Origin of the sequence: Mucilaginibacter phenanthrenivorans (assembly GCF_024721155.1) — a bacterium.
Classification (GTDB): Bacteria; Bacteroidota; Bacteroidia; order Sphingobacteriales; family Sphingobacteriaceae; genus Mucilaginibacter; species Mucilaginibacter phenanthrenivorans.
Genome location: NZ_JAHVAP010000004.1, coordinates 236,779 through 258,892, shown reverse-complemented (window position 1 = coordinate 258,892; position 22,114 = coordinate 236,779). Strand labels below are relative to the sequence as shown.

Sequence of the window (22,114 nt, the reverse complement as noted above, 5' to 3'; positions counted from 1 at the left end):
GTAGGTGCAGCCCTTTTTTATTGATTTTTGCCGGCTACCAAGGTGTCAGCGTCCTGGTAGGTGGCGTGGTTTTGTTCATTTAAGTTTGCTGTTTTACCCTTTGTTTTGTTGATGGCCGATGTTGCGCCAACGTTGTAAAAATTAATATAGGCATCCAATCCATAAACACCGTGGACGAAGTTAGATACATTGGCGGGGCTAACTGGGTTTGAATGAAGCAGGTTAAGCAAATTAAAGCTGTTGGTCCATCCTTTGGCAACATCCGCCAAATTAAGGTACCATGTCGTTTCGTTTTTTATGGTGTAATGTTCATCAAATTCTGCAATTTCAAACGATGGGTTATTGGTATAACATGAACTTACCGACGGAATAACCCGCACGTATGAAACAGGCTTCAGATTTGAACCACAGATCACCCTAAAATCATTGCGATGGCTATGGGCCGCTATGTTAAATTTGATTTTGGCTGAATTGGCTGCCATCATATTTACAAATCGCTTGGTGTAAGCCGTGTCCCATAAAAAAATATCGCTGCTGTAACTGCTGGTTTTGTTCCCCTCCACCTGGTATGGGTCTGTGCCTGGTGGGATGTGATAAAGGATCCATGCCTTTTGATCAGGGCCTTGTTTCAATAATTTGGTATTTAGCCAGTTAAGTGCAGTATCGCCTTCAGCATAAGTTTTTCCCTTATAAGGGTCCTCATTATTTGAACGATGCCCGCCATCACTCACCAATGCGCTGTTAAATACGTCAAATTTTAAACCCGGAAAGCCTTTTGCTGCAATTGTATAGCAGCCCTGGTTCTTTTTAAATGATGCAACAAAACCCGTGATGGAGTCCAGGCCCCATGCAGTTGCAAAATCGGTTAAAAAGGCGTCACTTTGCTTGTCATAATCGAAGTCGTAGGTGTCATTGTTGCCCAATGCAGGAATTATCTTGGTGTTTTTAAAATGATCCCTGAAAAGTTTTGCTATAAAGAAGATGTTTTGTTGTTTGAAAAACTGCTCACTGCCATCACTTTTAACTTGCGCGGGTTCATAGCTGCTGTGCGATATAAAATCGCCTGTAATTACGATAAAGGCAGGCGGGTTATTTTTATCGAAGCGTTTTTCCATGCTTTGTATGGCCAGTATCAGCAAACCATAATTGGAATCCTTTCCGCGTAAATTACTATCGACCACGCAGCTGGATTTTGAGCTTTTAAAAATAGCTTCCCACTGTTTATAGGTAGTTTTCTTTAAAGTGTCTATTAGACTTACATCGTACAAAGGGTTAAAATGTACGTCGGATACGATGATGCATTTGCCTGCCTTGCCGGCTTGAGCATCACAAATACCCGGAAAGCTTAATGCCAGGACTATTGACAAGTAAGCTATTGAGCTGAAAAAGGTTCTTTTATTGGTAGCCATAAAATATTGTTAAAGGTTACAAGGAAAATATGTTTATGCGCACCAGCATACATTAAGCAAGGTAATAAATGTAATTAAATATCTACAGCGGTAAACATACGTCATCCACAATAAAACTGCGGTTGAATTTCTCACAATTTTTGTTTACTTTTTCAGTTAAAATTCCTGATAAAAAAGGATTTAAACATAATAGATTTGTTTGCGTTAATAATGCAGGTTAACAGCAGCTAAAAAGATTGAAAATAAGGGATGAGCAAAGTATTTACGATAACACAGGGTCTTGAAAATATGGGTGCGCTCCGCACCGGGGGACAAGGTTCTGTATATAAGGGCAGGCGGATAGGGCCGATCATAACGGCGGTGAAATTATTGCCGACACCTATCCATAGTGAGAGTGCCGACGATAAAAATTACCGTAATTTTTTAAATGAGGTTGAGAAATTAAAGAAGGTAAACGAGATCCCTAATCCAAACGTAGTTAAGATCCTTAACTCGGGGATTACTGAAAGTGGTTCGTTCCCGTTTATCGAGATGGAGTTTATTGAGGGGCCTGACCTGGAGGACCTGCTGAAGCCACCGCACGAGAAGATCTTCACCATAAAGGAAACTATAAAGCTGGCTGATCAGCTTGCCTGTGCACTTTCGCATTGCCATAAGGTTGGGGTAAAGCACGGCGACATCAAAAGCAATAACGTAAAGTTCAATAACAGTTCGGGCAATTATGTGCTGCTTGATTTTGGTTTGTCGGTAATGTCTGACGAGCAGCGGAGAAGCAGCATGCGCCATGCCGGTGCCATTGAGTTTATGGCGCCTGAGCAGAATGAGGGCAAAATGTTATTCCAAACTGATATCTACAGCTTTGGGGTGATCTTGTACGAGCTGCTTGCCGGGCAGGTGCCGTTCCCGCTAAAGGATAATGGTGAAACTGCACGCAACGCCGTAATGCTCTCGCACATGGAGTCGGACGTACCCGACCTGTTAGAACTCCGAAGACAACATTTGCCTAAGGAATGGCCCGAACGCGAAATGCAGGTGCCGGGTTGGTTATTGGAAATGATTGCAACCTGCCTTGAAAAGGCGCCTGAAAACAGGTATGCCAATGGTACCGAACTACATGATATAATAGCCGATAGCAGCGTAAAGGAAGTTAGGGTTGAGGTGATAAAGGAAGTGCCGGCAGCGGTACCGCCTGCGCCTATAATGGTGCAAAAGTCAAACCTGCAAAATCAACCGGGTACTATGCGGATCTCTACTTATGCGTTTGCAGGGTTAATGATTTTGCTGGCGGGTTTTATGGCGTATTCGGCGTATTCGCTTTTTCGCCCTGCACAAACAATTATCAAACCCGTTACGCTAACAGCGGATACTGCCCGGATAGCCGACAGTTTCAGAAAGGCGGAAGAAGCGCGGATAATAGCCTATAGAAATAAGAAACGAATGACAGATTCAGCCACCCGAAGTACGATAGGCGATATTATACGGCAGCAGAAGGCTGATAGCTCAAAAACTGATACAACAAACAACCAGTAAAAAAATACATGGAACAAAAAGCTTCTATCTGGCAGCGTATGGGCATCCAGGACTGGTTTTTAACCAGCCCTAACAATACAAAGGCAAAAAAACAACCGGGACTTACACCCGACGATGTTTACAATTACGTGGTTGCAAAATTCAGCGATTCTGTTAAGGAGCTTTCCTTTGGCGACCGGATTGTTTTCTACCACGAGTACCTTATCAGCTTTAATGTTGAGGACTATAAGGAGTTCATGAACAATAAACAGGGACTCTTTGGCCTGATTGTGAACGAAACGGTAAAGAAATTTTACGATCTGCTGGGGCAGTACAGGGCGGCCGGTAAAACCGTTGTGCCATCCAGCTCTAAATGGGTATTCCGGTTGGTATCGCACCCTGACTATGAACGGGGCGACATCGGCTTTATCGGTAAGCTGCTACCCGGAAGCAATAAAAAAGAAGAGAATTTAAGGGTAACTTTTATCCCCCGCCAAACCGGCATCGCGCAAACGTTTGATTTGAGCGAGGAGGTGATGAAATCCTTCAATTACTATAGCGAGGGTTATTACGAACTGCCTTACGTAGTTGATTTGGAGTATGACGATAAGGGTGAAGTAAAATCAGGTAAAAAACACCATGCACGCTTTGAAACTATCCTGCCCGAAAAACAATTCGCCGGTAAAAAGGTGGAGTACTTTATGAAGGATGACGAGATCATTGTTTCGGGCGATGAGGAAACACGGGAGGATTCGAATATATTCAAGATCCCGACAGAGTGGGTAAATACGCCGCACCTGCGCATCAGGTATAATAAAAGTGATGGTAAGTTTTATTTGGCATCATTTGGTGAGTTGACCATTTTGAATGAGCAGGATGTGGTGCGGAGTGACATCAATTCGCCGGCATGGGTTGAGCTGCCTGTAAACTCAAAAATGTTGCTGAATGGGATAGTGGGTGTTAACTTATTTAAATCATAAAGCCATGTCGCAGATCTTATCGGTTGGCCTGTTGGTAATTTGTACATGTTTATTAGCGGCGCATTTCATCGAAATTAAAAAATCCCGGAAACAAAATGACTGATCAATATTTTGGCATAACAGATACCGGCAGACAGCGGGATAACAACGAGGACGCCTTTATTGCAAGGCAGGGTGCGGGCGACCGCTTTATAATTGCCTGCGTAATTGATGGCGTTGGCGGATATGCAGGTGGCGAGATTGCTGCCCGGATAGCACGCGATGCGATTATCAAACGGCTGGAAAAACCATCGGGCGAGATAATTGCCATGCTGATAGATTGTTTTGAAGAAGCCAACGAACGCATTATAGAGGAAAAGCAACGCAACAAGGAGTATGCACAGATGAGCTGCGTATCGACCCTGGCTATTGCGGATATTACCAATAACCAGTTTTACTACGCACACGTAGGAGATACCCGTTTGTATTTATTGCGCGATAAGTCCCTGGTAAAGATCTCGCATGATCAATCATTCGTGGGCTTTTTGGAAGACTCCGGCAGGTTGACCGAAGATGAGGCCATGAACCACCCTAAACGGAATGAGATCAACAAAGCGCTTGGCTTTGAGGCGAATTTAAGTAAGAATACCGATTATATTGAAACCGGGCAGTCACCTTTTCTTTCGGGCGACGTGCTGTTGCTTTGCAGCGATGGGTTGACCGACATGGTGAGCAGTGCGGTGATAACAAACATCCTTACCAATGATGGATCCTTAAAGGAAAAAGGCAAACAGCTGATAGAAGTGGCTAACAAAAATGGCGGCAGGGATAATATTACAGCCGTGCTCGTGCACAATAACAAGGTGCCGCAGCAGCATACAGCCACAAGCGTAAAGCGCGAAAATATACAAGTTAGCCCTGCAAGCAGGGTTACAGAACAGCCCGCGAAAGACGCGGAGCCTGGCCCCGCGCCAAAAAGTAGAACCGGCCTTATTGTTGTACTTGTAATTTTAATGTTGGCGTTTTTGGCGAGTACTGTTTACCTGTATTTTAAAGATCAAACAAGTAATACTAACACACCTATACAGCCGGCAGTGGCAGTAAAAAAACCGGTTAGTTCGTTGCAAATTAAATTGCAGAAGGAGATAGATAATGTTAAGGGAAAAGTGTTGATCCTTTCAGATACCGGCTACAAATCGCCTGTCATCATCAGCGAAGCTATCCAAATAAATAAGGATACATTGCTGATAAAATCAAAGGGGCATATTGTATTTCAAAGTGATTCTGGTTATGCTGGGCCTGCGTTTCAAATCTCTGCCAAATCAAAAAGCATTACGCTGGATAGTCTTTCATTCAATAACTTCAATACCGCGATCTCCCTGGCTAATAATTCGCTGGAATTAAAGAATGTGCAATTTGTGAATTGTAAACAAAGCGTTCAAAGTGACGTAGTTTTGGCTGATAAAAAATATATCAGCGGTAAATTTATCCCCGTGATATTCAAGGCTGATTCCTTACCCCAAAAACACAAATAAGGATGGGATCGAGAAAAAAGGAACGCATTTTTCTTTTACTTACAACCATTTTGCTCGGCCTGCTTTTTGGCCGCCTGTATGTTGTGCTGCAACAAAACTTTAAAGATGTTGACCGCCGGCTTAAGGATGGCACGATGGTGAATCTGAATGCACCAAATCCCGCCCGGAATTTAAAGAACCTGCTGGTAAAGGGTTATTATTTTGAAGACCAAAAGGACGTCGACTTAATTGAACAAACGGTTGCCACGAAAACAACCGTAGGCAGTAAGTTTGATAATATCGGCGAGATCAATAAGCTGAAATATAATATTAACGCCGATGATGCCTTTGCTGAGGGCGGTAAATCATTTAAAGACCGTGTAACCGTTTCGCGCACCTTGCTTGGTTATACCGGGGGTGACTCTATTCGCTTTACGCAGGAGAGGACAAGTCCGCCTGATTTGCCTGCCGTTACAGATGTTGGCTTACAGGGCAATAGTATTTCGGGTGAGATACTCAATAAAACCGTGCCGGTTGCCGGTGTGCTGGTACGCCTGCAAATGATAGTGCCGCAGGACAGCATTTTCAACGACGAGGAAAACGACAAGGTAAAATCAAATATTCAAACAGGTAAGGGTTTTAAGTTGGTTTATGTGGCCGACGAAAAAGGCGCGCCACACCTGCAATCAATAACCGCATATGCCCGCACTGATGCACAAGGCGAATTCAGCTTTAAAAATTTGCCTGCCAACCGTTCTTTTGCGGTTTTGCCCTTGCAGCCGGGTTTTCAGTTCGGTACGTCACAAGGTACCGAGAATTTGGACAACGATGAATCTTTTACTTTTCACCAGTCGCCGCATACCATCAGGCTCATCAGCTCAAAGGATTTCAGCATACTGAAAAAAGAAAAAGCGCTGATCATTCGCACTCCTGAGGAATTTAACCAATGGTACCTGATAATTGCCGGATCATTCTTCGTTTGCTTTTTTATTATTCATACTATTTTAAGCGCAAAATTCCCAACTGCCGACCAGGTGATCCTGCCGCTCATTATGCTGCTTACAGGCATCTCATTCATTACATTACTGAACCTGCAAGATCCCTTGCGTGACCGGTTTTTTGCCAAAGATTCACTTGTATATCTGGGGATGGGATTTGTCGTGATCATCATCATGCTCTTTTTGAACCTGCGCCGCTTTACATCCGATTCGCGGATTTACAGGATGTTTATTTTTAAGAACAACCAAAAGGCCGCTAACGGTTGGCCCTGGATCATATTGGCGATGACCTTGCTGGTGTTGACTATCCGTTTTGGCTCAGGACCCGAGGGTAGTGGTGTTAAGGTAAACCTGTTCGGCTTTCAGCCGAGCGAGATTGTAAAATACTTAGTGATCATTTTCCTGGCGGGATTTTTTGCCACCAATGAAAGGTTCATCAGTGAATATGCCAGCTGGCGCAAGCGGTGGTCGTTCTTTTCGTTCGCGCTGATCTCCATAGCAGTTACGTTATTGTTGTTTTTGCTTTTGGGCGATATGGGGCCGGCAATAGTGATCTGTTTTACATTCATTATCCTGTTTTCGTTCTCCCGCGGCGATTTCATGTTCATGGCCTTATCGGTAGTATTTTACGTATTGATAACCTGGATATTTAAAAACCTTTGGATCTCAACGGGGCTCACTTTAGCAATGCTGCTCTTCAGCTTCTTTATCAGGAAGCGTACGTTAAGCGAGTCGGCAATTATGGCTCTGCTCATTATTTCGGGTTTTCTAACTATCGATAAGATCCCATATCTAAATAAAATAGTTCCCGGACCGGTACAACGATTGGTAGACAGGAAGGCCATTTGGCAGGATGCCTGGAATAATGAAGTGTATGGCGGCGACCAGGTGGCGAATGGACTTTGGGCCATGAGCGGCGGCGGAATAACCGGTCAGGGCGTTGGTGAGGGCTTTGCCAAAACCATCCCTGAAGCACATACGGATATGATCTTACCGGCCATCGGCGAGGGCTTTGGCTGGGCAGGCATCGTCAGTATCTTCTTATTGTTCCTTTTATACCTGCATCGGTCAATCATCATTGGGCGGCAAACGGGTACGCCATTTCTTTTCTACTTATGTACCGGGATTGGCGTCTGTACATTCATCCAGTTTTTATTGATCGCCGGCGGCTCTACAGGGGCCTTACCTTTATCTGGAGTAGCACTTCCATTTGAAAGCTATGGCGGATCATCGCTAGTGGCTAACTTCCTCGCAGCTGGATTTTTATTGTCAGCTTCGGTGGTAAAGGGCACACCTGTACAAATGAACTACATCACTAAACAGCAGGACCGGAATTTAGTGCCGGCCTTACTGGCGGCCGTTATTGGTATTATATTATTGATCGTAAATATCTCCAGCTATTTATTCAGCAGCGAAAAATGGATAGTGAAACCGGCATTGGTGGCCGACAGGAGTGGTGCGCGGATGTTTAGTTATAATCCTCGTATTGCCATATTGATGAATAAATTACAGGCTGGTACCCTTTACGACAGGCAGGGAAGAATATTAGCGACCAGTAACCCAGCCCTGATCAAAAAGCAGGAAAAATTATTGGATGAGGCCGGTGCGGCACATTTTGACCTTGATTCTGCCATGCACAAACGTTTAACACGATATTATCCGTTTGAAGACCAAATGTTCTTTTGGGTAGGCGATGAAAATACCGGTGTTTTTAACGGAAGTACTAATGGTTATTTTGGTGAGTATGAACATGCGGCAGAGCTACGTGGGTTTAAAATGCCTACTGTTAGCTTCAACGCACATTCCAGCCGCTTTCGCGAAGATCGTTTTTTACCAATGGGGGTTAAGGAGATGTCGGTGAGTAAAAAGGATTACAGCGCTTTGGCTCCCTTGCTTATTGCCGGAATCAACAGCCCGGAAGTTGAAGCCTTTAAAAAACGAAACAGGGATGTGCAATTGACCGTTGACGCGGGCTTACAAACAGGCATTCAACAGTCTATAGCGCAGGATACTTCGTTGCAGGATAACCGGGTATCGGTGGTTGTGATGCAGGCAACAAGCGGTGATGTTTTGGCATCCGCAGTTTACCCGCTGCCACCGGTAAATAACTACGACCAGCTTACCATGCCGATAAACGAGCAAAACAAGCTGTCGCAATGGATAACCACCAGCGATTTAGGCTTCACCTACGCTACACAGCCGGGCTCAACCGCAAAGGTGTTAACCGCCATGGCATCATTTAACAAACTTGGATTGGCTGCGGATAGCGTTAAATATCATGTAAGCAGCGAGGAACGCATCCGTACCAAAGGCATCGAGCCGGATGAAACCGGGGTGATCTCGTTGGAAAGAGCTATCGCCAAATCAAATAACGTGTACTTTATAAAGCTGGCCAACCAACAGCATTTGCAGGAGGGTATGGCGACGCTGTATCTGAAAACCGGGATGTTTTTACATGGTGTAGGCGGTTACTTCTACAATAAGAAACCTGAGAATTTAGACCAGGAAGAAAAATGGCGCGAGCTTTGGCGCAAAACCGAATTCAACACCCGTCCGCGATACGACCCCAACAACATCCACAAAACCCGTGCAAAGGGGATTTCCGGGATGGCCTGGGGGCAGGGTGAGCTGATTGCTACACCGGCTGCCGTAGCGAGGTTGATTTCCGGCGTGGCAAATAATGGCTCATTTGTAGCTAACCGTTTTGTGCTAAAAGTAAATAACACACCACAGCCTGTTAAGGGGAGCATCAAACTGGCGAACGATCCGCAATACACTGCCTTGCTTACCAAATACATGATAGAGCAAAGTGCTCCGAAGGAACCGATATTAGGAATAAAGGTTGCCGGTAAAACGGGTACGCCGGAACGCATCTGGAAGGGAAACAGCATTAACGACGGCTGGTACGTTTTCTTTGCGCCGATGGCAAAAGGAAATGGTAATTTAGTGGTTTGTATCCGTATCGAGTCGACAAAAGGATCGTCGGATGCGGTAAGGCTGGCGGGGCAGCATGTGATCCCGTTGCTTTTGAAGGCTGGCTATATTAAAAGTATGCGCCCACCTGCCGAAACCGAAACGACTGATGAATAGTTATAACAAATAATTTACCTGTGATTTATGTTCGATCTGTTTAAAAGGAATGAAAATAAGGGTCCGCTGGATGTAAAAGCCCTGCGCGATTCATTGCTGCGGCTGGTTAAGGACCAGTTGCAAAAGTCGGAAGGAGGAGAGGGCCGACGCATAAAAGGCATCCATTTGTTTATTAATGCGGGCGCTGCCGACAAGCATTTGTATGAAGCCGCTGTTTATTTAGATGAGCCGGATAGGTTTAAAGATGAGATCCAACGGATTGCCGACGACTTTGCGCTTAACCTGCCGGATAATTGGGCCCTGGAGGTTGATTTTGACGATGAGTTTCCGCCGGATTCCTTTAAATCGGACATACTGGATGCTGCCATTTTTATCCGGACAAAGGATCATGTGATCCAGCGGGCGGCAAACGCTTTTATCCATATCCTGAATGGCGAGGCGGAGAAGGAGGAATATGAAATTACCTCGTCGGACGGAAAACTAAATATCGGCCGTGAAAGCAAGGCACAGGTAAACGATGGCTTTTTCAGGCTGAACCAGATCGCTTTTCCGGGAGATAGTAAGAATGAAAGCAATAAATTTATAAGCCGTCAGCATGCTCACATCGAATGGAATAACGAAGATGCCGGTTTTATGATCTTCGCTGATGAAGGCGGAATCCCGCCGGGAAACAAGGTGAAGATCAAATCAATAGGAAACGAAAATTTGATCAAGCTGCACTCCACACAAATCGGTCACAAGTTAAACGAGGGCGACCAGGTTATTCTTGGCGAATCGGCAGTGTTTGAATTTAGTTATCATTCTACAGCAGGATGAGTAAGATCTTTACCATAACCGAGGGCCTGGAGAACATGGGAGCATTGCGCACCGGTGGACAGGGCTCTGTTTACAAAGGCAGGCGGATGGGGCCAATCTTCAGCGCCGTTAAGCTATTGCCAACGCCCATCCATAACGAAAGTATGGATGACCATAATTACCGCAATTTTATAAATGAAGTTGAGAAGCTAAAAAAGGTAAACGAGATTCCCAACCCCAATGTAGTTAAGATCCTGAACTCGGGTATCACGGAGAGCGGCTCGCTGCCGTTTATAGAGATGGAGTTTATTGAGGGGCCTGACCTGGGCGAACTGTTGAAACCACCTCATGAAGTCATGTTCACCATAAAGGAGGTGATCAAGCTGGCTGATCAATTGGCTTCGGCGCTTTCGCACTGCCATAAGGTAGGAGTTAAGCATGGCGATATAAAAAGTAATAACGTAAAATTTAATATTCACTCTGGTAATTATGTGTTGCTGGATTTTGGCCTCTCCGCCATGTCAGACGAGCAACGCAGAAGCAGTATGCGTCACGCCGGCGCGATTGAGTTTATGGCGCCGGAGCAGAACGAGGGGCAGTTGCTTTTCCAAACGGATATTTATAGCTATGGCGTAATTGTGTATGAATTGTTGGCAGGCAGGGTGCCTTTCCTGCTGCAGGATAACGGCGAAACAGCCAGGAACAATGTGATGCTCTCGCACATGGAATCGGCGGTACCTGACGTATTGGAATTGCGTAAACAAAATTTGCCGAACGAATGGCCGGTAAAGCAACAGGAGCGCGAAATGCAGGTGCCGGCATGGTTACTTTCAATTGTATCCAAGTGTCTTGAAAAGAGACCGGAGGACCGTTTCAAAGACGGAACAGCGCTTCAGGAAATACTTGGTGCGTATATCGGTACTGAAAACCGCGACGGGGCAAAAAAGGCAATTGCCGCTTTACGATCAGAAAATGAAGATTTACATTCCCGGATCCTGGCGTATCAAAAGCAAGTCACTCAACCATCGACTATTGCCGTACCACGTAAACTGATGGTGGCGTTAATACTTGTATTTTTAGGCGCGATTGCTTTTGGGATCTTCAAAACGCCGTTAAAAAGTAGTCTGATGCCTGCAAAGCCCGACACTGTGTTCATCCAACCGAATCTCGCGGCCATTAAGCGAAAGGCCATTGTATTTGTGAAGGACTCGCTAAGAAGGGATAGTATCAGGAGCGCGAAAAAGAGATTGCTGCTTGAGAAAAAAGCGAAGCGGAAAAAATTCCTGGGACTATTTTAATTAATATTTTTGCGTTAAAAGTTTCCTATGGTCTCTTAATCGATGTTTTTTCTATATTTGGATTTACCCAATCCTAATATGAGACGAATTACTTTATTCCTTTTACTTTCTGCTATAACTGTATCGGCGTTTGCGCAGGAGCCAACGTTTACGGTTATCAAAAATAACCAGGCTACACCGGTAAAAAACCAGGGCATGTCTGGCACCTGCTGGTGCTTTTCGAGCACAGCGCTTGTTGAAAGCGAATTGCTCGTGAAGAAGCAACCGGAGTCTGATCTGTCAGAAGTATTTACCGTTTATAACCTTTATATTGATAAAGCCGAAAAATATATCCGCAGGCGCGGTAATACCCGGTTTACCGAGGGCGGCATCCAGCAGGATATGCTTTACTCAACTGATACTTATGGCGCAGTTCCGCAAAGCATTTACCCGGGCGAAGGCCGGGACACCGTGCTAAATCACGACGGCGCACTTGAACCTAAATTAAAGGCTTACCTGGATGACTTGCTAAAGAGCAACCCGGATACCATCCCGCAAAACTGGGAGGTAGGCTATAAGTCTATCTTAAACAGCTACCTAAGTGCTCCGCCGGAAAAATTCACTTATAATGGTAAGGAATACACCCCTAAAACTTATGCTGCCGCAAATGTGCCGGTAAAGCTTTCAGGATACATCGGGCTTACCTCGTTTAAACACCATCCATATTACAGCACTTTCGCTATGGAGGTGCCGGATAATTATAACAGCAATATGTTTTATAATTTACCGCTTGATGAATTTATGAAGGCAATTAAGGATGCGTTGATGAAGGGTTATACCGTTGCCTGGGATGCTGATGTGAGCAACAACGGCTTCAGGCAGCAAAAGGGTTATGCAAAATGGGTGAGCAACGCCGATGACGGAAAGAACTATGCCACATTCACGGAAAAACCGGCAACTGCCGACATCCGCCAGGAACTGTTTGATAAGCAGGTTACACAGGATGATCACCTGATGCAAATTACCGGACTGGCAAAGGACAACAGGGGTAATGAATATTTTATCGTGAAGAACTCCTGGGGTAAGGTTGGACCTTATGCCGGTTATATTTACGTGAGCATGCCTTACTTTACCATCAATACCATATCGGTACTGGTGAATAAAAAAGCTGTTGATGCGTCGGTGACTGCGAAGGCCATTCAGTAATTATTACTTGATGATATTCAGGCCTCCGGAGTGACCCGGGGGCTTTTTAATTTTTAGGGAATGATCAACCCATATTTCACTTTATCAAAACGGATCGCGCCAACCATTGTTGTAAAAAGATAAACGCATTTAAATCTACACTATGAAAGCGATCATCATTAACGAGTTCGGACCGATACAGAACCTGCAACTGGCGGATCTGCCCATCCCAACTATAAACGATAACGAAGTGCTGATAAAAGTTAGCGCCATCAGCGTAAACCCTGTGGATTTGAAAACCCGCGAGGGTAAAGGCACAGCCGGCAATATTAAAGAATGGCCGGTCATCCTTGGCTGGGATGTTTCAGGTGAGGTTGTTGAAAGCAGTTCATCCCAGTTTAAAAAGGGCGATGAAGTTTTCGGGATGGTAAATTTCCCTGGGCATGGCAAAGCTTATGCAGATTACGTTGCTGCGAAGGCTGATCATTTAGCACTAAAGCCGGCAAACATCAGTCACGATGAAGCCGCAGCGGCTTGTTTGGCGGCGCTTACTGCCTGGCAGAATGTGACGGAACATTATAAAGTTAAGGAAGGCGATAAAGTACTAATCCATGCAGGATCCGGCGGGGTGGGGCATTACGCTATCCAGATGGCTAAATATTTGGGTGCTTATGTAGTAGCAACATCCTCTGCCGAAAATAAGCGGTTTGTAATCGGCCTGGGTGCTGATGAGCATATCGATTATAAAGCCGTGCTGTTTGAAGATGAAGTTAGTGATGTTGATTTCGTCCTGAATACCCAAAGTGCCGAAATTGCTGAACGCTCATTAACAGTTGTTAAACAGGGCGGAACCATCATCAGCATCGCATCTGCTGTAAACGACGAGTTAAAGGAAAAGGCAAAAGCCAAAGGCATCAAGATATCTCAAACCATGGTAAAATCAAGCGGTAAGGATATGAAGCAATTAGCCGATTTGCTGGACAAAGGCATCATCCGCTCACAAGTAGCCGAATTGTTTGCGCTGGAAGATATGCAAAAGGCACACGCCAGCCTGGCAACAGGAAGAACGGTCGGGAAGATTGTGGTGAAACCGTAAGGTAATGTAAAATTAATTTTATCAATAAAAACACCGTACGGATAATTTCCGTATATTTGATTTTATTTAGCTATAGTATGGAAAAGCAACTGACATTATCTGAAAAAGCAAGGTTTGACGCTAAAATACCAAGAATTCAAAAGGAACTTTTTGAATATGCAGCAAGTTTAGGCGGGTTTCGTACGCTTACTGATTTTATTATCAATGCCGTTCAGGAAAAGGCCAATGAAATTATTCGCGAGCATGATACAATTATTACCACTGAAAAGGATAGGGAAATTTTTTTTAATGCATTTAATAATCCGGCAGAACCAAATCGGAAATTGATAGATACAGCCAAGCGGTATAAGAAATTTATCGAGGATAATAAATGAGCATCAAGATAGAGTTGCTTAATTCTTCTTTAGATAAAAAGAGTTTCAGTTGCGGTAAGGAAATGTTAGATAATTATCTGCATTTTCAAGCTAGCCAGGACGTTAAACGAAAATTGTGTGTAGTATTCGCGATGTTCGAGAATACTACGTTAATAGGTTATTATACACTCTCTAATTCTTCCGTGCCAGCTGATGCTGTACCTGAAGATATTAGTAAAAAGATGCCCAGGTCTTATACATCGCTTCCTGTGACATTACTTGGCAGGTTGGCAATTGATGAAAAATTCAGAGGGCAGGGATTAGGAGGCATTATCTTATTAGATGCCTTAAAACGGAGTTACGAAATCGCCGGTAAAAATATAGGATCAATTGGTGTTGTGGTAGATCCTCTAGACAATGACGCTTCAATATTTTACAAAAAATTCGGCTTCATTGCTTTGTCAGGCAGTGGAAAAATGTTTCTTACAATGCCGTTGATTGAAAAGCTTATTTTGAATAATCTTTAATGATCAACTACAACAAGCTGGGACTTTTCTTATCTCCTCAAATAAAAAATATCTTCTCTATATTTGCTTATCATTTGAATTTTACAAATAAGCGAAGTTATGGACATTACCACAGTAGACGAGCTTTATAAACAACTTGGCCTCACTAACGATGATGGCGTGAATAACTTCTTGCCGGAAGGGATCAACAAGGAGATTGGCCATTTTAATGTGTTTAGTGTGGATGAACTGGTTGCCCGTGCCAAGCAACGTGGGATGCATGTGATGCCGTATAACCGGCGCGCTTATTATAAGATCAGCCTGGTGAGCGGTCGTAACATTGCTGAGTACGCCGATAAAACCATCGACATAGAAAACAACGCGCTGCTGTTTGCAACGCCCAAGATCCCTTATAACTGGGTGCCGAAGGATGACCAGCAATCGGGCTACTTTTGCATTTTTACCGCAGATTTTTTGCTGCCTGGTAAGAGTGGCGTGGTGCTGGATGAACTACCAATCTTCAGGCCCGGAGGTTACCCGGTGTTTCAGCTTACAGACAAGGAAACTGCGGATATCAACTACATTTTCAAAAAGATCTATGAGGAATTGTCCTCAGACTACGCTTATAAGTACGACCTGTTGCGTAATTATGTGCTTGAACTGATCCACTATGGCCAGAAATTGCAGCCGGTTACCACGCTTTATTCAAGCCATAATGCTTCGGCAAGGGTATCGTCGTTATTTATCGAATTGCTGGAGCGCCAGTTCCCAATAGAATCGCCGCACCAGAAATTGAACCTGCGCACTGCAAAGGATTATGCAGACAGGTTAGCCGTACACGTAAACCACCTGAACAAAGTACTGAAGGAAAACACCGGCAAAACCACCACCGAGATCATCAGCGGCCGGGTAATCCAGGAAGCCAAGATCTTGCTGAAACAAACCGACTGGAATATTTCGGAGATCGCCTATTCCCTGGGTTTTGAGCAGGTAGCGCATTTCTCTAATTTTTTCAGGAAACAAACCAGTCTTGCCCCCGTAGCCTTCAGGCAATAAGTTTGATATTTGAATTTCGCAAACAATTGATTGATGTTTGCAAACTGTGTAAATCAATTCCGCCGCATCTTTGTACTGTTAAAACAAATAAACATTAACAGACAAAAACATGGCAACAAATAAAATAGCTTTGGTAACCGGCGGCAGCCGAGGCCTTGGCAAAAATATGGCGCTTAGCCTCGCAAAAAAAGGTATCAACGTAGTGCTTACCTATCATAGCAAAGCCGACGAAGCGCAGGCCGTAGTAAAGGAAATCGAAGCCCTTGGCGCAAAGGCAGCAGCCCTGCAGCTAAACACCGGTGAGGTTAAAACATTCGACGCATTTTTTGAAACACTTAAAGCTACGCTGAAAGAAACTTTCGGCACAGATCACTTTGATTTTTTAATAAATAATGCGGGTATTGGGATTGGCGCATCATTTGCCGAAACTACCGAGGAAGACTTTGACATGCTAATGAACATTCATGTTAAGGGTGTGTTTTTCTTAACTCAAAAAGCGCTGCCGATACTTAATGACGGCGGCAGGATAGTAAACCTGTCATCGGGACTCGCACGCTTCAGCATGACGGGCTATGCGGCCTATGCTTCAATGAAGGGCGCCATTGAGGTATTGACCAGGTACATGGCTAAGGAGCTTGGCGCACGCGGCATTGCCGTAAATGTTATTGCGCCGGGTGCTATTGAAACCGATTTCGGTGGTGGTGTAGTGAGGGATAATGCCCATGTAAACCAACATGTTGCAGGCGTTACAGCTTTGGGTCGCGTTGGCCTGCCTGATGATATTGGCGGCGTGGTTGCATTTTTATGTACCGAGGATGCCAAATGGATCAACGCGCAGCGCATTGAGGTATCAGGTGGGATGAATTTGTAATCAGTTGGCAGTTTTGAGTTGGCAGTAGGCAGTTACAGCTTGCTTAGTTTGAACTCGTAAACTCAGGATGTCACCCTGAGGCACTCGAAGGGCGAGCGCAAAGGCTTATCCGCGTGCTAAGCATGGAGCAGAGGCCTTTGCCCGCGTGCTTCGAGTGCCTCAGCATGACACCCTTTTATTTATTATAATTTGAGTTCATCGCCATGAAAATAATAAGCGGCATCCTTATTTTAATAACCGTGTTCTTCAGCTTTAGGCATGGCTGGGGCGCGCTCACCATGAAGTACAATGAATCGGAAGCGTTTTCAAAATTGGGGATTAGCAAGCCGGTGTTACGGGTAGTTGGTGTTTTAACATTGCTGGTTGGCGTATTTGTATTGTTCCCGGATACGTTTTTTGCAGGTAATGTTTTAAATGCGGTGTTGATATTGTCGATCCTGGTTTTACAACTAAGGGCCGGGAATCTGAAGGCTGCGCTTATTGAAATTCCCTTTTTGCCGCTGCCGCTGGTGATGATCTGGCTGGGGTATCCGTTGGGGAACTCGTAATTAAATAGTTTTAAATCTTGAGCACCGAATATCCAATGTCGAATTATGAAATGAAAACTTCAGAATTGGATATTCGACATTCATCATTCGATATTGTTTGCATTCATCTTTTTCCGTTGGGAGTTATTTATGATCAAAAGTGTATTCATGATCTTATATTTGTGAATACACTTTAACCATGTCTAAACGCTTCCTCTTTTTATTTCTCCTTTTCTCCATCACCGTAAAACAATCCTCCGCTCAAACAACGCGGAACGATATTAAAACGATACTAAGTTCGCCCTATTTCGAAAAGCTATATTCAAATACCTACTACAGCTTGTTAGACAGGATGGGTAAGGACGGCTTTCTGCCCGAATCATTAACCGGGGCTTATGAGGGGATGTATTGCCGTACCACGGGGGCAATGGTATCGTTACTGATTGAAACCAACCGGCTTAAAGAGGCCGAATTAAATATCAATTGCGTTTTGCAGGCTACCATACAGCATGATATGGAACGCATTCCGCACGTTATCGGCTTAAAGGATGGCAAATACACCATTATCAGCGATGAAAACCAGATTGATGGGCAGGCGCATGTGCTGCTGGCATGGGCAAGACTGGCACTTAAACGCGGACATACTCCCTTTGAAGATAAAACGTGGCCGCTTGTGAGCGCTATTATGAAACGAACAGTCGACCGTACATTTTTTCAGCATGGGGGGTGGTCGGTTGAGCCGGGTTTAGCGAGGAATATGTCGTTTGAGCATTCGAGAGATGGCCGCCGGTGGGACGCCTGGGATTTGCTTACCCAAAGCTTTGTTGGCGCCGCATTAACCGATATGGCTGCCGTAGCTCAGCGTCGTGGCGATGAAATCTGGCTGCCGACTGGCACAAAAAACTTGAGATCCTGAAACAAGGTATCCGCAAAAACTTAACCGTAATACGCAACGGCGACACCACCTACATGGAAATGCGTCTGCCCGACAGTAACGGCGGTGTGCCATTTGCAGGCATGGGTTGGGTAACGCTGTCGCTCATAGCTGCCGGGTGGCAGGGACTTGATAGGCAGGTGATGCATAATACCGTAAAAGCCATGCAGCAAACCATGCTAAAAACCACTAATGGCATTGCCTGGATGCCGACTGATGGCTGGCCCGATGGCACGGTATCAAACGAGATAATAGGCAAAGGCATGGCATGGGAAATGGATTTTGCCCGTACCGAAAACGATTATACCCGCATAAAACAGATCCTTGACCTGATAAAGATAGTAAACGCACCCAAACCTGTTTATATGGAGGGCGGTTGGTTGGATGGCAACGGCCACAAACAATCGGAAAAGTTAAGCAGCGCCGACCTTGGCGCCATGACCAACGCCGTATGGAAAACCAAAGATGCCGGCAACGGCGAACAATGCACCTGGTGGTGCTGGGCAATGGCAAGGTTGAGGGTAGAGTGTGGGTTAACGGCGGAGCCGATTCGGTAACAATTGTCAGTTTGAAGTAGGCAGTTGGCGAGTTATGTCTGAACCTTGAATTATTGGATTTTTAATGATTGCATGACTTTTTTATCCTGCCAGAATCAAGAAATCTTATCATCAGGAAAATCAAGGTTCAAAAAAATCTCGATGAAAAATTACCTATTCTTCAAGCCTTTCAATAAATTTATCTGCATTATAAACCAATAAAAAACCACCATGCCCCATATTCCATTAGACCCTAATCTGCCCGGCATTACCGGCTTGCTTAATTATCGCCAGGATACGGCTTTACCTATCAGGCAGCTCACCCAACTGCTGCTGCGCGGCGAGTCGACCTTAACCGAGGGAGAGCGGGAACTGATAGCCACCGTTGTATCGCAGGGAAATCAATGTAATTTTTGCTGCAATGCGCATACCGCTGCTGCCGATGCGCTTTTAGGCGAAACCAGTACCGCCGAAATGGTGAAGAATGATCCGGATAACGCGCCCGTTAGTGAAAAAATGAAACACCTTTTACAGATTGCCCGCAATGTTCAGGCAGATGCCCGTACCGTTAGCATGGAAATGGTGGCTAAAGCCCGGGAAGAGGGCGCAACGGACCTGGAAATTCATGATACAGTATTAATTGCTGCCCTGTTTTGCCTGTATAACAAATATGTCGACGGCCTTGCCAGCGTTACCCCGACCGAACCTGCTTTTTACACCCGGCTGGCCGGCATCCTGAAAAATAGCGGTTATTTACCGTGGGAGAACAGGTATGCGGCTTTAAAGGAGGGATAGAATGGGTTAATTATTTCAATAATAGAAATTAATTATCGTTAATAGAAATATTGGAACGGTAGTTGTACGCTTCATAGAAACTATAAAACTATGGAAACTACAACAGAAATGACCGCAGAGATTTTGAACGACCTGGTAGAGATCAATAACGACCGTATTATCGGGTATGAAAAGGCAACCAAAGAATTAAGTGATGAGGATGCTGATTTAAAAAACCTTTTTACTGACATGATTGCCGAAAGCCACCACCATAAATTGGAACTGGCAACAGAAGTTGCAGCAAGCGGAGTGGATATTGAAGAAGGTACTACCGCTAGGGGAAAGATCTATCGCGCATGGATGGACATAAAAGCTGTTTTTTCGGGCCATGATCGCAAAACTGTACTCGCAAATTGCGAGGCGGGGGAAGACGCCGCACAAAAGGCTTATACCAGTGCCCTGCGCGAAGATGAACTACCGGCTTATATCCGCACGATGATCAGTCAGCAAAGAGACAGTTTGAAGTTATCGCACGACAGAATTAAATACCTGCGTGATTTGCAAGAATAATATTTGATGACATTAATAAATAAGGGTGGCCAATGGCTGCCCTTTTTTGTTGAAATGCGCTATAGAAGCTGAGCAACCACCTCTTTTAAATTAATTTAGCTTCCCTCAAACAACATCTCTTTAAAATACTTTTTTATTATCATATTTGGATTGTAACAAAAAACGCTTTACCTAAAATACAAATACTAAAATGCAGGAATTAGACCCTACCATTCTTCAAAAGGCTAACGCATGGCTGGATGGAAATTACGATGCTGATGTTAAGCAGGAAATTCAAACCTTACTGGATAACAAGTCATACACGGAACTTACCGACTCGTTTTACCGCGATCTTGAATTTGGTACGGGTGGCTTGCGCGGAATTATGGGGCCGGGCAGTAACCGTATTAATAAATATACCATCGGTGCTGCTACACAGGGTTTAGCCAATTACCTGAAGAAAAAATATCCCGGTGAAAAGGTAAAGGTTGCCATTGCGCACGATAGCCGAAATAATGCCGACTTATTCTCTCGTATTACTGCCGAAGTTTTCTCAGCAAACGACATTTACGTTTACTTTTTTAAGGCATTAAGGCCTACGCCGGAACTGTCGTTCGCTGTGCGGCATTTGGGCTGTAAAAGCGGCGTGATGCTTACTGCATCACACAACCCGAAGGAATACAACGGTTACAAAGCTTACGGAGCAGATGGCGGTCAGTTTGTATCGCCTGATGATACGGCTGTAATGGACGAAGTTGCTGCTGTAAGCAGTGTTGACGATATTAAGTTTAACCGGGTTGATGCCAACATTGAGGAGATAGGAGAGGAGATTGACGAACTATATCTGGATGCTATTACTAAGCTTTCGGTATCGCCGGAGGCTATAAAAAGGCAGAAAGACCTGAAAATAGTTTATTCGCCTATACATGGTACTGGGATCACCCTTGTGCCGCAGGCCTTGGAGCGTTTCGGTTTTGAAAATGTTATTTTGGTTGATGAGCAGATCACGCCTGATGGTAATTTCCCTACGGTGATCTATCCAAATCCGGAAGAAAAGGAAGCATTGACCCTTGCGCTAAAAAAAGCACAGGATACCGATGCTGACCTGGTACTGGCTACCGACCCTGATGCCGACCGAGTAGGCATCGCCGTAAAAAACACCGAAAATGAGTTTATCCTGCTGAATGGTAACCAAACCGGCGCTATGCTGATCAATTACTTGCTAAGCGCTTGGGAAGAAAAAGGTAAGCTAACCGGCAAGGAGTATATTGTTAAAACCATTGTTACCACCAACCTGATTGAGCGAATAGCTGAAGCCAAGAACGTAACTTATTATAACACGCTAACCGGCTTTAAATACATCGGCGAGCTAATGACTAAATTTGAGGGCAAGCAAACCTTTATAGGCGGCGGCGAGGAAAGCTATGGCTATTTAATTGGTGAACTGGTACGCGATAAGGATGCTATTGTATCCAGCGCATTTATTGCCGAAATGACGGCTTATTATAAAGATAAAGGTAGCAGCCTTTTTGAAGCGTTGATTGATACTTATGTGCAATATGGTTTTTATAAGGAGAAGCTGATTTCCCTAACCAAAAAAGGAAAAACCGGCGCCGAGGAGATTAAGGAAATGATGGAGAAATTCCGCACCAATCCACCGGCTACCTTAGGCGGATCAAAAGTGGCAACGCTTAAAGATTACGAAAAAGGCATTGAAACGGACCTTTTAACCAATACCACTAAAAAGATTGAATTGCCAACCAGCGATGTGTTGCAGTTTATTACTGAGGATGGCAGCATTGTATCGGCCCGCCCGTCGGGTACCGAGCCTAAGATCAAATTTTATTGCAGTGTAAATGGTAAGCTGGCCAATAAGGAAGCCTATTATGATACCGATAAGCAATTAGATGAAAAGATTGGCAGTATAATGAAGGATTTGGGGGTGTAACTCCAGGATCTAAAATTTTGTCATTGCGAGCGAGGAACGAGCGCGGCAATCGCGTAACTATACAGAGCGGTTAACATGGTATAAACTTGGATAGCGGCTAAGCATACGAAGAGGTTGCCGCGCTATCGCTCGCAATGACATAGATTTTATATATTGTTAAACCTCTCCCCCTGTTAAAACATGTTATAATTATAATAAGATGTTTATACCTTTAATGGTTATTGCACG

The 22,114-nt window shown here is 44.6% G+C and carries 19 protein-coding genes; 18 read left to right on the top strand and 1 reads right to left on the bottom strand.

Going from position 1 to position 22,114, the window contains the following annotated elements:
* Window positions 1–17: 17 nt before the first annotated feature.
* The gene (locus tag KXD93_RS10720) at window positions 18–1,409 is read right to left on the bottom strand and encodes a metallophosphoesterase (RefSeq protein ID WP_258137090.1); all 1,392 of its coding nucleotides are present in this window, start codon (window positions 1,407–1,409) and stop codon (window positions 18–20) included.
* Between the two features lie 249 nt (window positions 1,410–1,658).
* Here KXD93_RS10720 and KXD93_RS10715 point away from each other — a divergent pair, with 249 nt between their 5' ends.
* The 18 genes from KXD93_RS10715 (at window position 1,659) to KXD93_RS10630 (ending at window position 21,886) form a co-directional block, all read left to right on the top strand.
* Window positions 1,659–2,939 carry a serine/threonine protein kinase gene (locus KXD93_RS10715; RefSeq protein WP_258137089.1) on the top strand — a complete coding sequence of 427 codons (1,281 nt, stop codon included), beginning with the start codon at window positions 1,659–1,661 and terminating at the stop codon, window positions 2,937–2,939.
* An 8-nt stretch (window positions 2,940–2,947) separates the two neighbouring features.
* Window positions 2,948–3,898 carry a hypothetical protein gene (locus tag KXD93_RS10710; protein WP_258137088.1) on the top strand — a complete coding sequence of 317 codons (951 nt, stop codon included), beginning with the start codon at window positions 2,948–2,950 and terminating at the stop codon, window positions 3,896–3,898.
* A gap of 95 nt (window positions 3,899–3,993) precedes the next feature.
* Complete coding sequence (locus KXD93_RS10705; RefSeq protein ID WP_258137087.1) at window positions 3,994–5,412, top strand: PP2C family protein-serine/threonine phosphatase; 1,419 nt, start codon at window positions 3,994–3,996, stop codon at window positions 5,410–5,412.
* Window positions 5,413–5,414: 2 nt separating this feature from the next.
* Window positions 5,415–9,479, top strand: coding sequence for an FtsW/RodA/SpoVE family cell cycle protein (locus KXD93_RS10700; RefSeq protein ID WP_258137086.1), 4,065 nt, complete (start codon window positions 5,415–5,417; stop codon window positions 9,477–9,479).
* A gap of 27 nt (window positions 9,480–9,506) precedes the next feature.
* Complete coding sequence (locus tag KXD93_RS10695) at window positions 9,507–10,295, top strand: FHA domain-containing protein (RefSeq protein ID WP_258137085.1); 789 nt, start codon at window positions 9,507–9,509, stop codon at window positions 10,293–10,295.
* Window positions 10,292–11,572: a serine/threonine protein kinase gene (locus KXD93_RS10690; RefSeq protein ID WP_258137084.1), complete on the top strand. Its 1,281-nt coding sequence runs from the start codon at window positions 10,292–10,294 to the stop codon at window positions 11,570–11,572. The genes KXD93_RS10695 and KXD93_RS10690 overlap by 4 nt, the downstream gene beginning before the upstream one ends.
* Before the next feature lie 78 nt (window positions 11,573–11,650).
* Window positions 11,651–12,757, top strand: a complete 1,107-nt coding sequence (locus KXD93_RS10685) for a C1 family peptidase (protein WP_258137083.1) — start codon at window positions 11,651–11,653, stop codon at window positions 12,755–12,757.
* Window positions 12,758–12,899: 142 nt separating this feature from the next.
* On the top strand, window positions 12,900–13,832 hold the full coding sequence (locus KXD93_RS10680) for an NADP-dependent oxidoreductase (protein ID WP_258137082.1): 933 nt from the start codon (window positions 12,900–12,902) through the stop codon (window positions 13,830–13,832).
* Between the two features lie 77 nt (window positions 13,833–13,909).
* Complete coding sequence (locus tag KXD93_RS10675) at window positions 13,910–14,206, top strand: type II toxin-antitoxin system TacA family antitoxin (RefSeq protein WP_258137081.1); 297 nt, start codon at window positions 13,910–13,912, stop codon at window positions 14,204–14,206.
* Window positions 14,203–14,712 carry a GNAT family N-acetyltransferase gene (locus tag KXD93_RS10670; protein ID WP_258137080.1) on the top strand — a complete coding sequence of 170 codons (510 nt, stop codon included), beginning with the start codon at window positions 14,203–14,205 and terminating at the stop codon, window positions 14,710–14,712. Before KXD93_RS10675 ends, KXD93_RS10670 begins: the two co-directional genes overlap by 4 nt.
* A gap of 99 nt (window positions 14,713–14,811) precedes the next feature.
* The gene (locus tag KXD93_RS10665) at window positions 14,812–15,747 is read left to right on the top strand and encodes a helix-turn-helix domain-containing protein (RefSeq protein ID WP_258137079.1); all 936 of its coding nucleotides are present in this window, start codon (window positions 14,812–14,814) and stop codon (window positions 15,745–15,747) included.
* 109 nt (window positions 15,748–15,856) lie between these two features.
* Window positions 15,857–16,618, top strand: a complete 762-nt coding sequence (locus tag KXD93_RS10660; protein WP_258137078.1) for an SDR family oxidoreductase — start codon at window positions 15,857–15,859, stop codon at window positions 16,616–16,618.
* A gap of 203 nt (window positions 16,619–16,821) precedes the next feature.
* Window positions 16,822–17,166: a hypothetical protein gene (locus KXD93_RS10655; RefSeq protein WP_258137077.1), complete on the top strand. Its 345-nt coding sequence runs from the start codon at window positions 16,822–16,824 to the stop codon at window positions 17,164–17,166.
* Between the two features lie 178 nt (window positions 17,167–17,344).
* A complete protein-coding gene (locus KXD93_RS10650) occupies window positions 17,345–18,061 on the top strand; it encodes a hypothetical protein (protein ID WP_258137076.1) in 717 nt (238 codons plus the stop codon).
* A 53-nt stretch (window positions 18,062–18,114) separates the two neighbouring features.
* Window positions 18,115–18,636 (top strand): hypothetical protein, encoded by a 522-nt coding sequence (locus tag KXD93_RS10645; RefSeq protein ID WP_258137075.1) that lies wholly within the window; start codon window positions 18,115–18,117, stop codon window positions 18,634–18,636.
* 210 nt (window positions 18,637–18,846) lie between these two features.
* Entirely contained in the window at window positions 18,847–19,410 is a 564-nt protein-coding gene (locus KXD93_RS10640) for a carboxymuconolactone decarboxylase family protein (RefSeq protein ID WP_258137074.1), read from the top strand.
* Between the two features lie 90 nt (window positions 19,411–19,500).
* Entirely contained in the window at window positions 19,501–19,959 is a 459-nt protein-coding gene (locus KXD93_RS10635) for a PA2169 family four-helix-bundle protein (RefSeq protein WP_258137073.1), read from the top strand.
* 190 nt (window positions 19,960–20,149) lie between these two features.
* A complete protein-coding gene (locus KXD93_RS10630) occupies window positions 20,150–21,886 on the top strand; it encodes a phospho-sugar mutase (protein ID WP_258137072.1) in 1,737 nt (578 codons plus the stop codon).
* Window positions 21,887–22,114 lie beyond the last annotated feature (228 nt).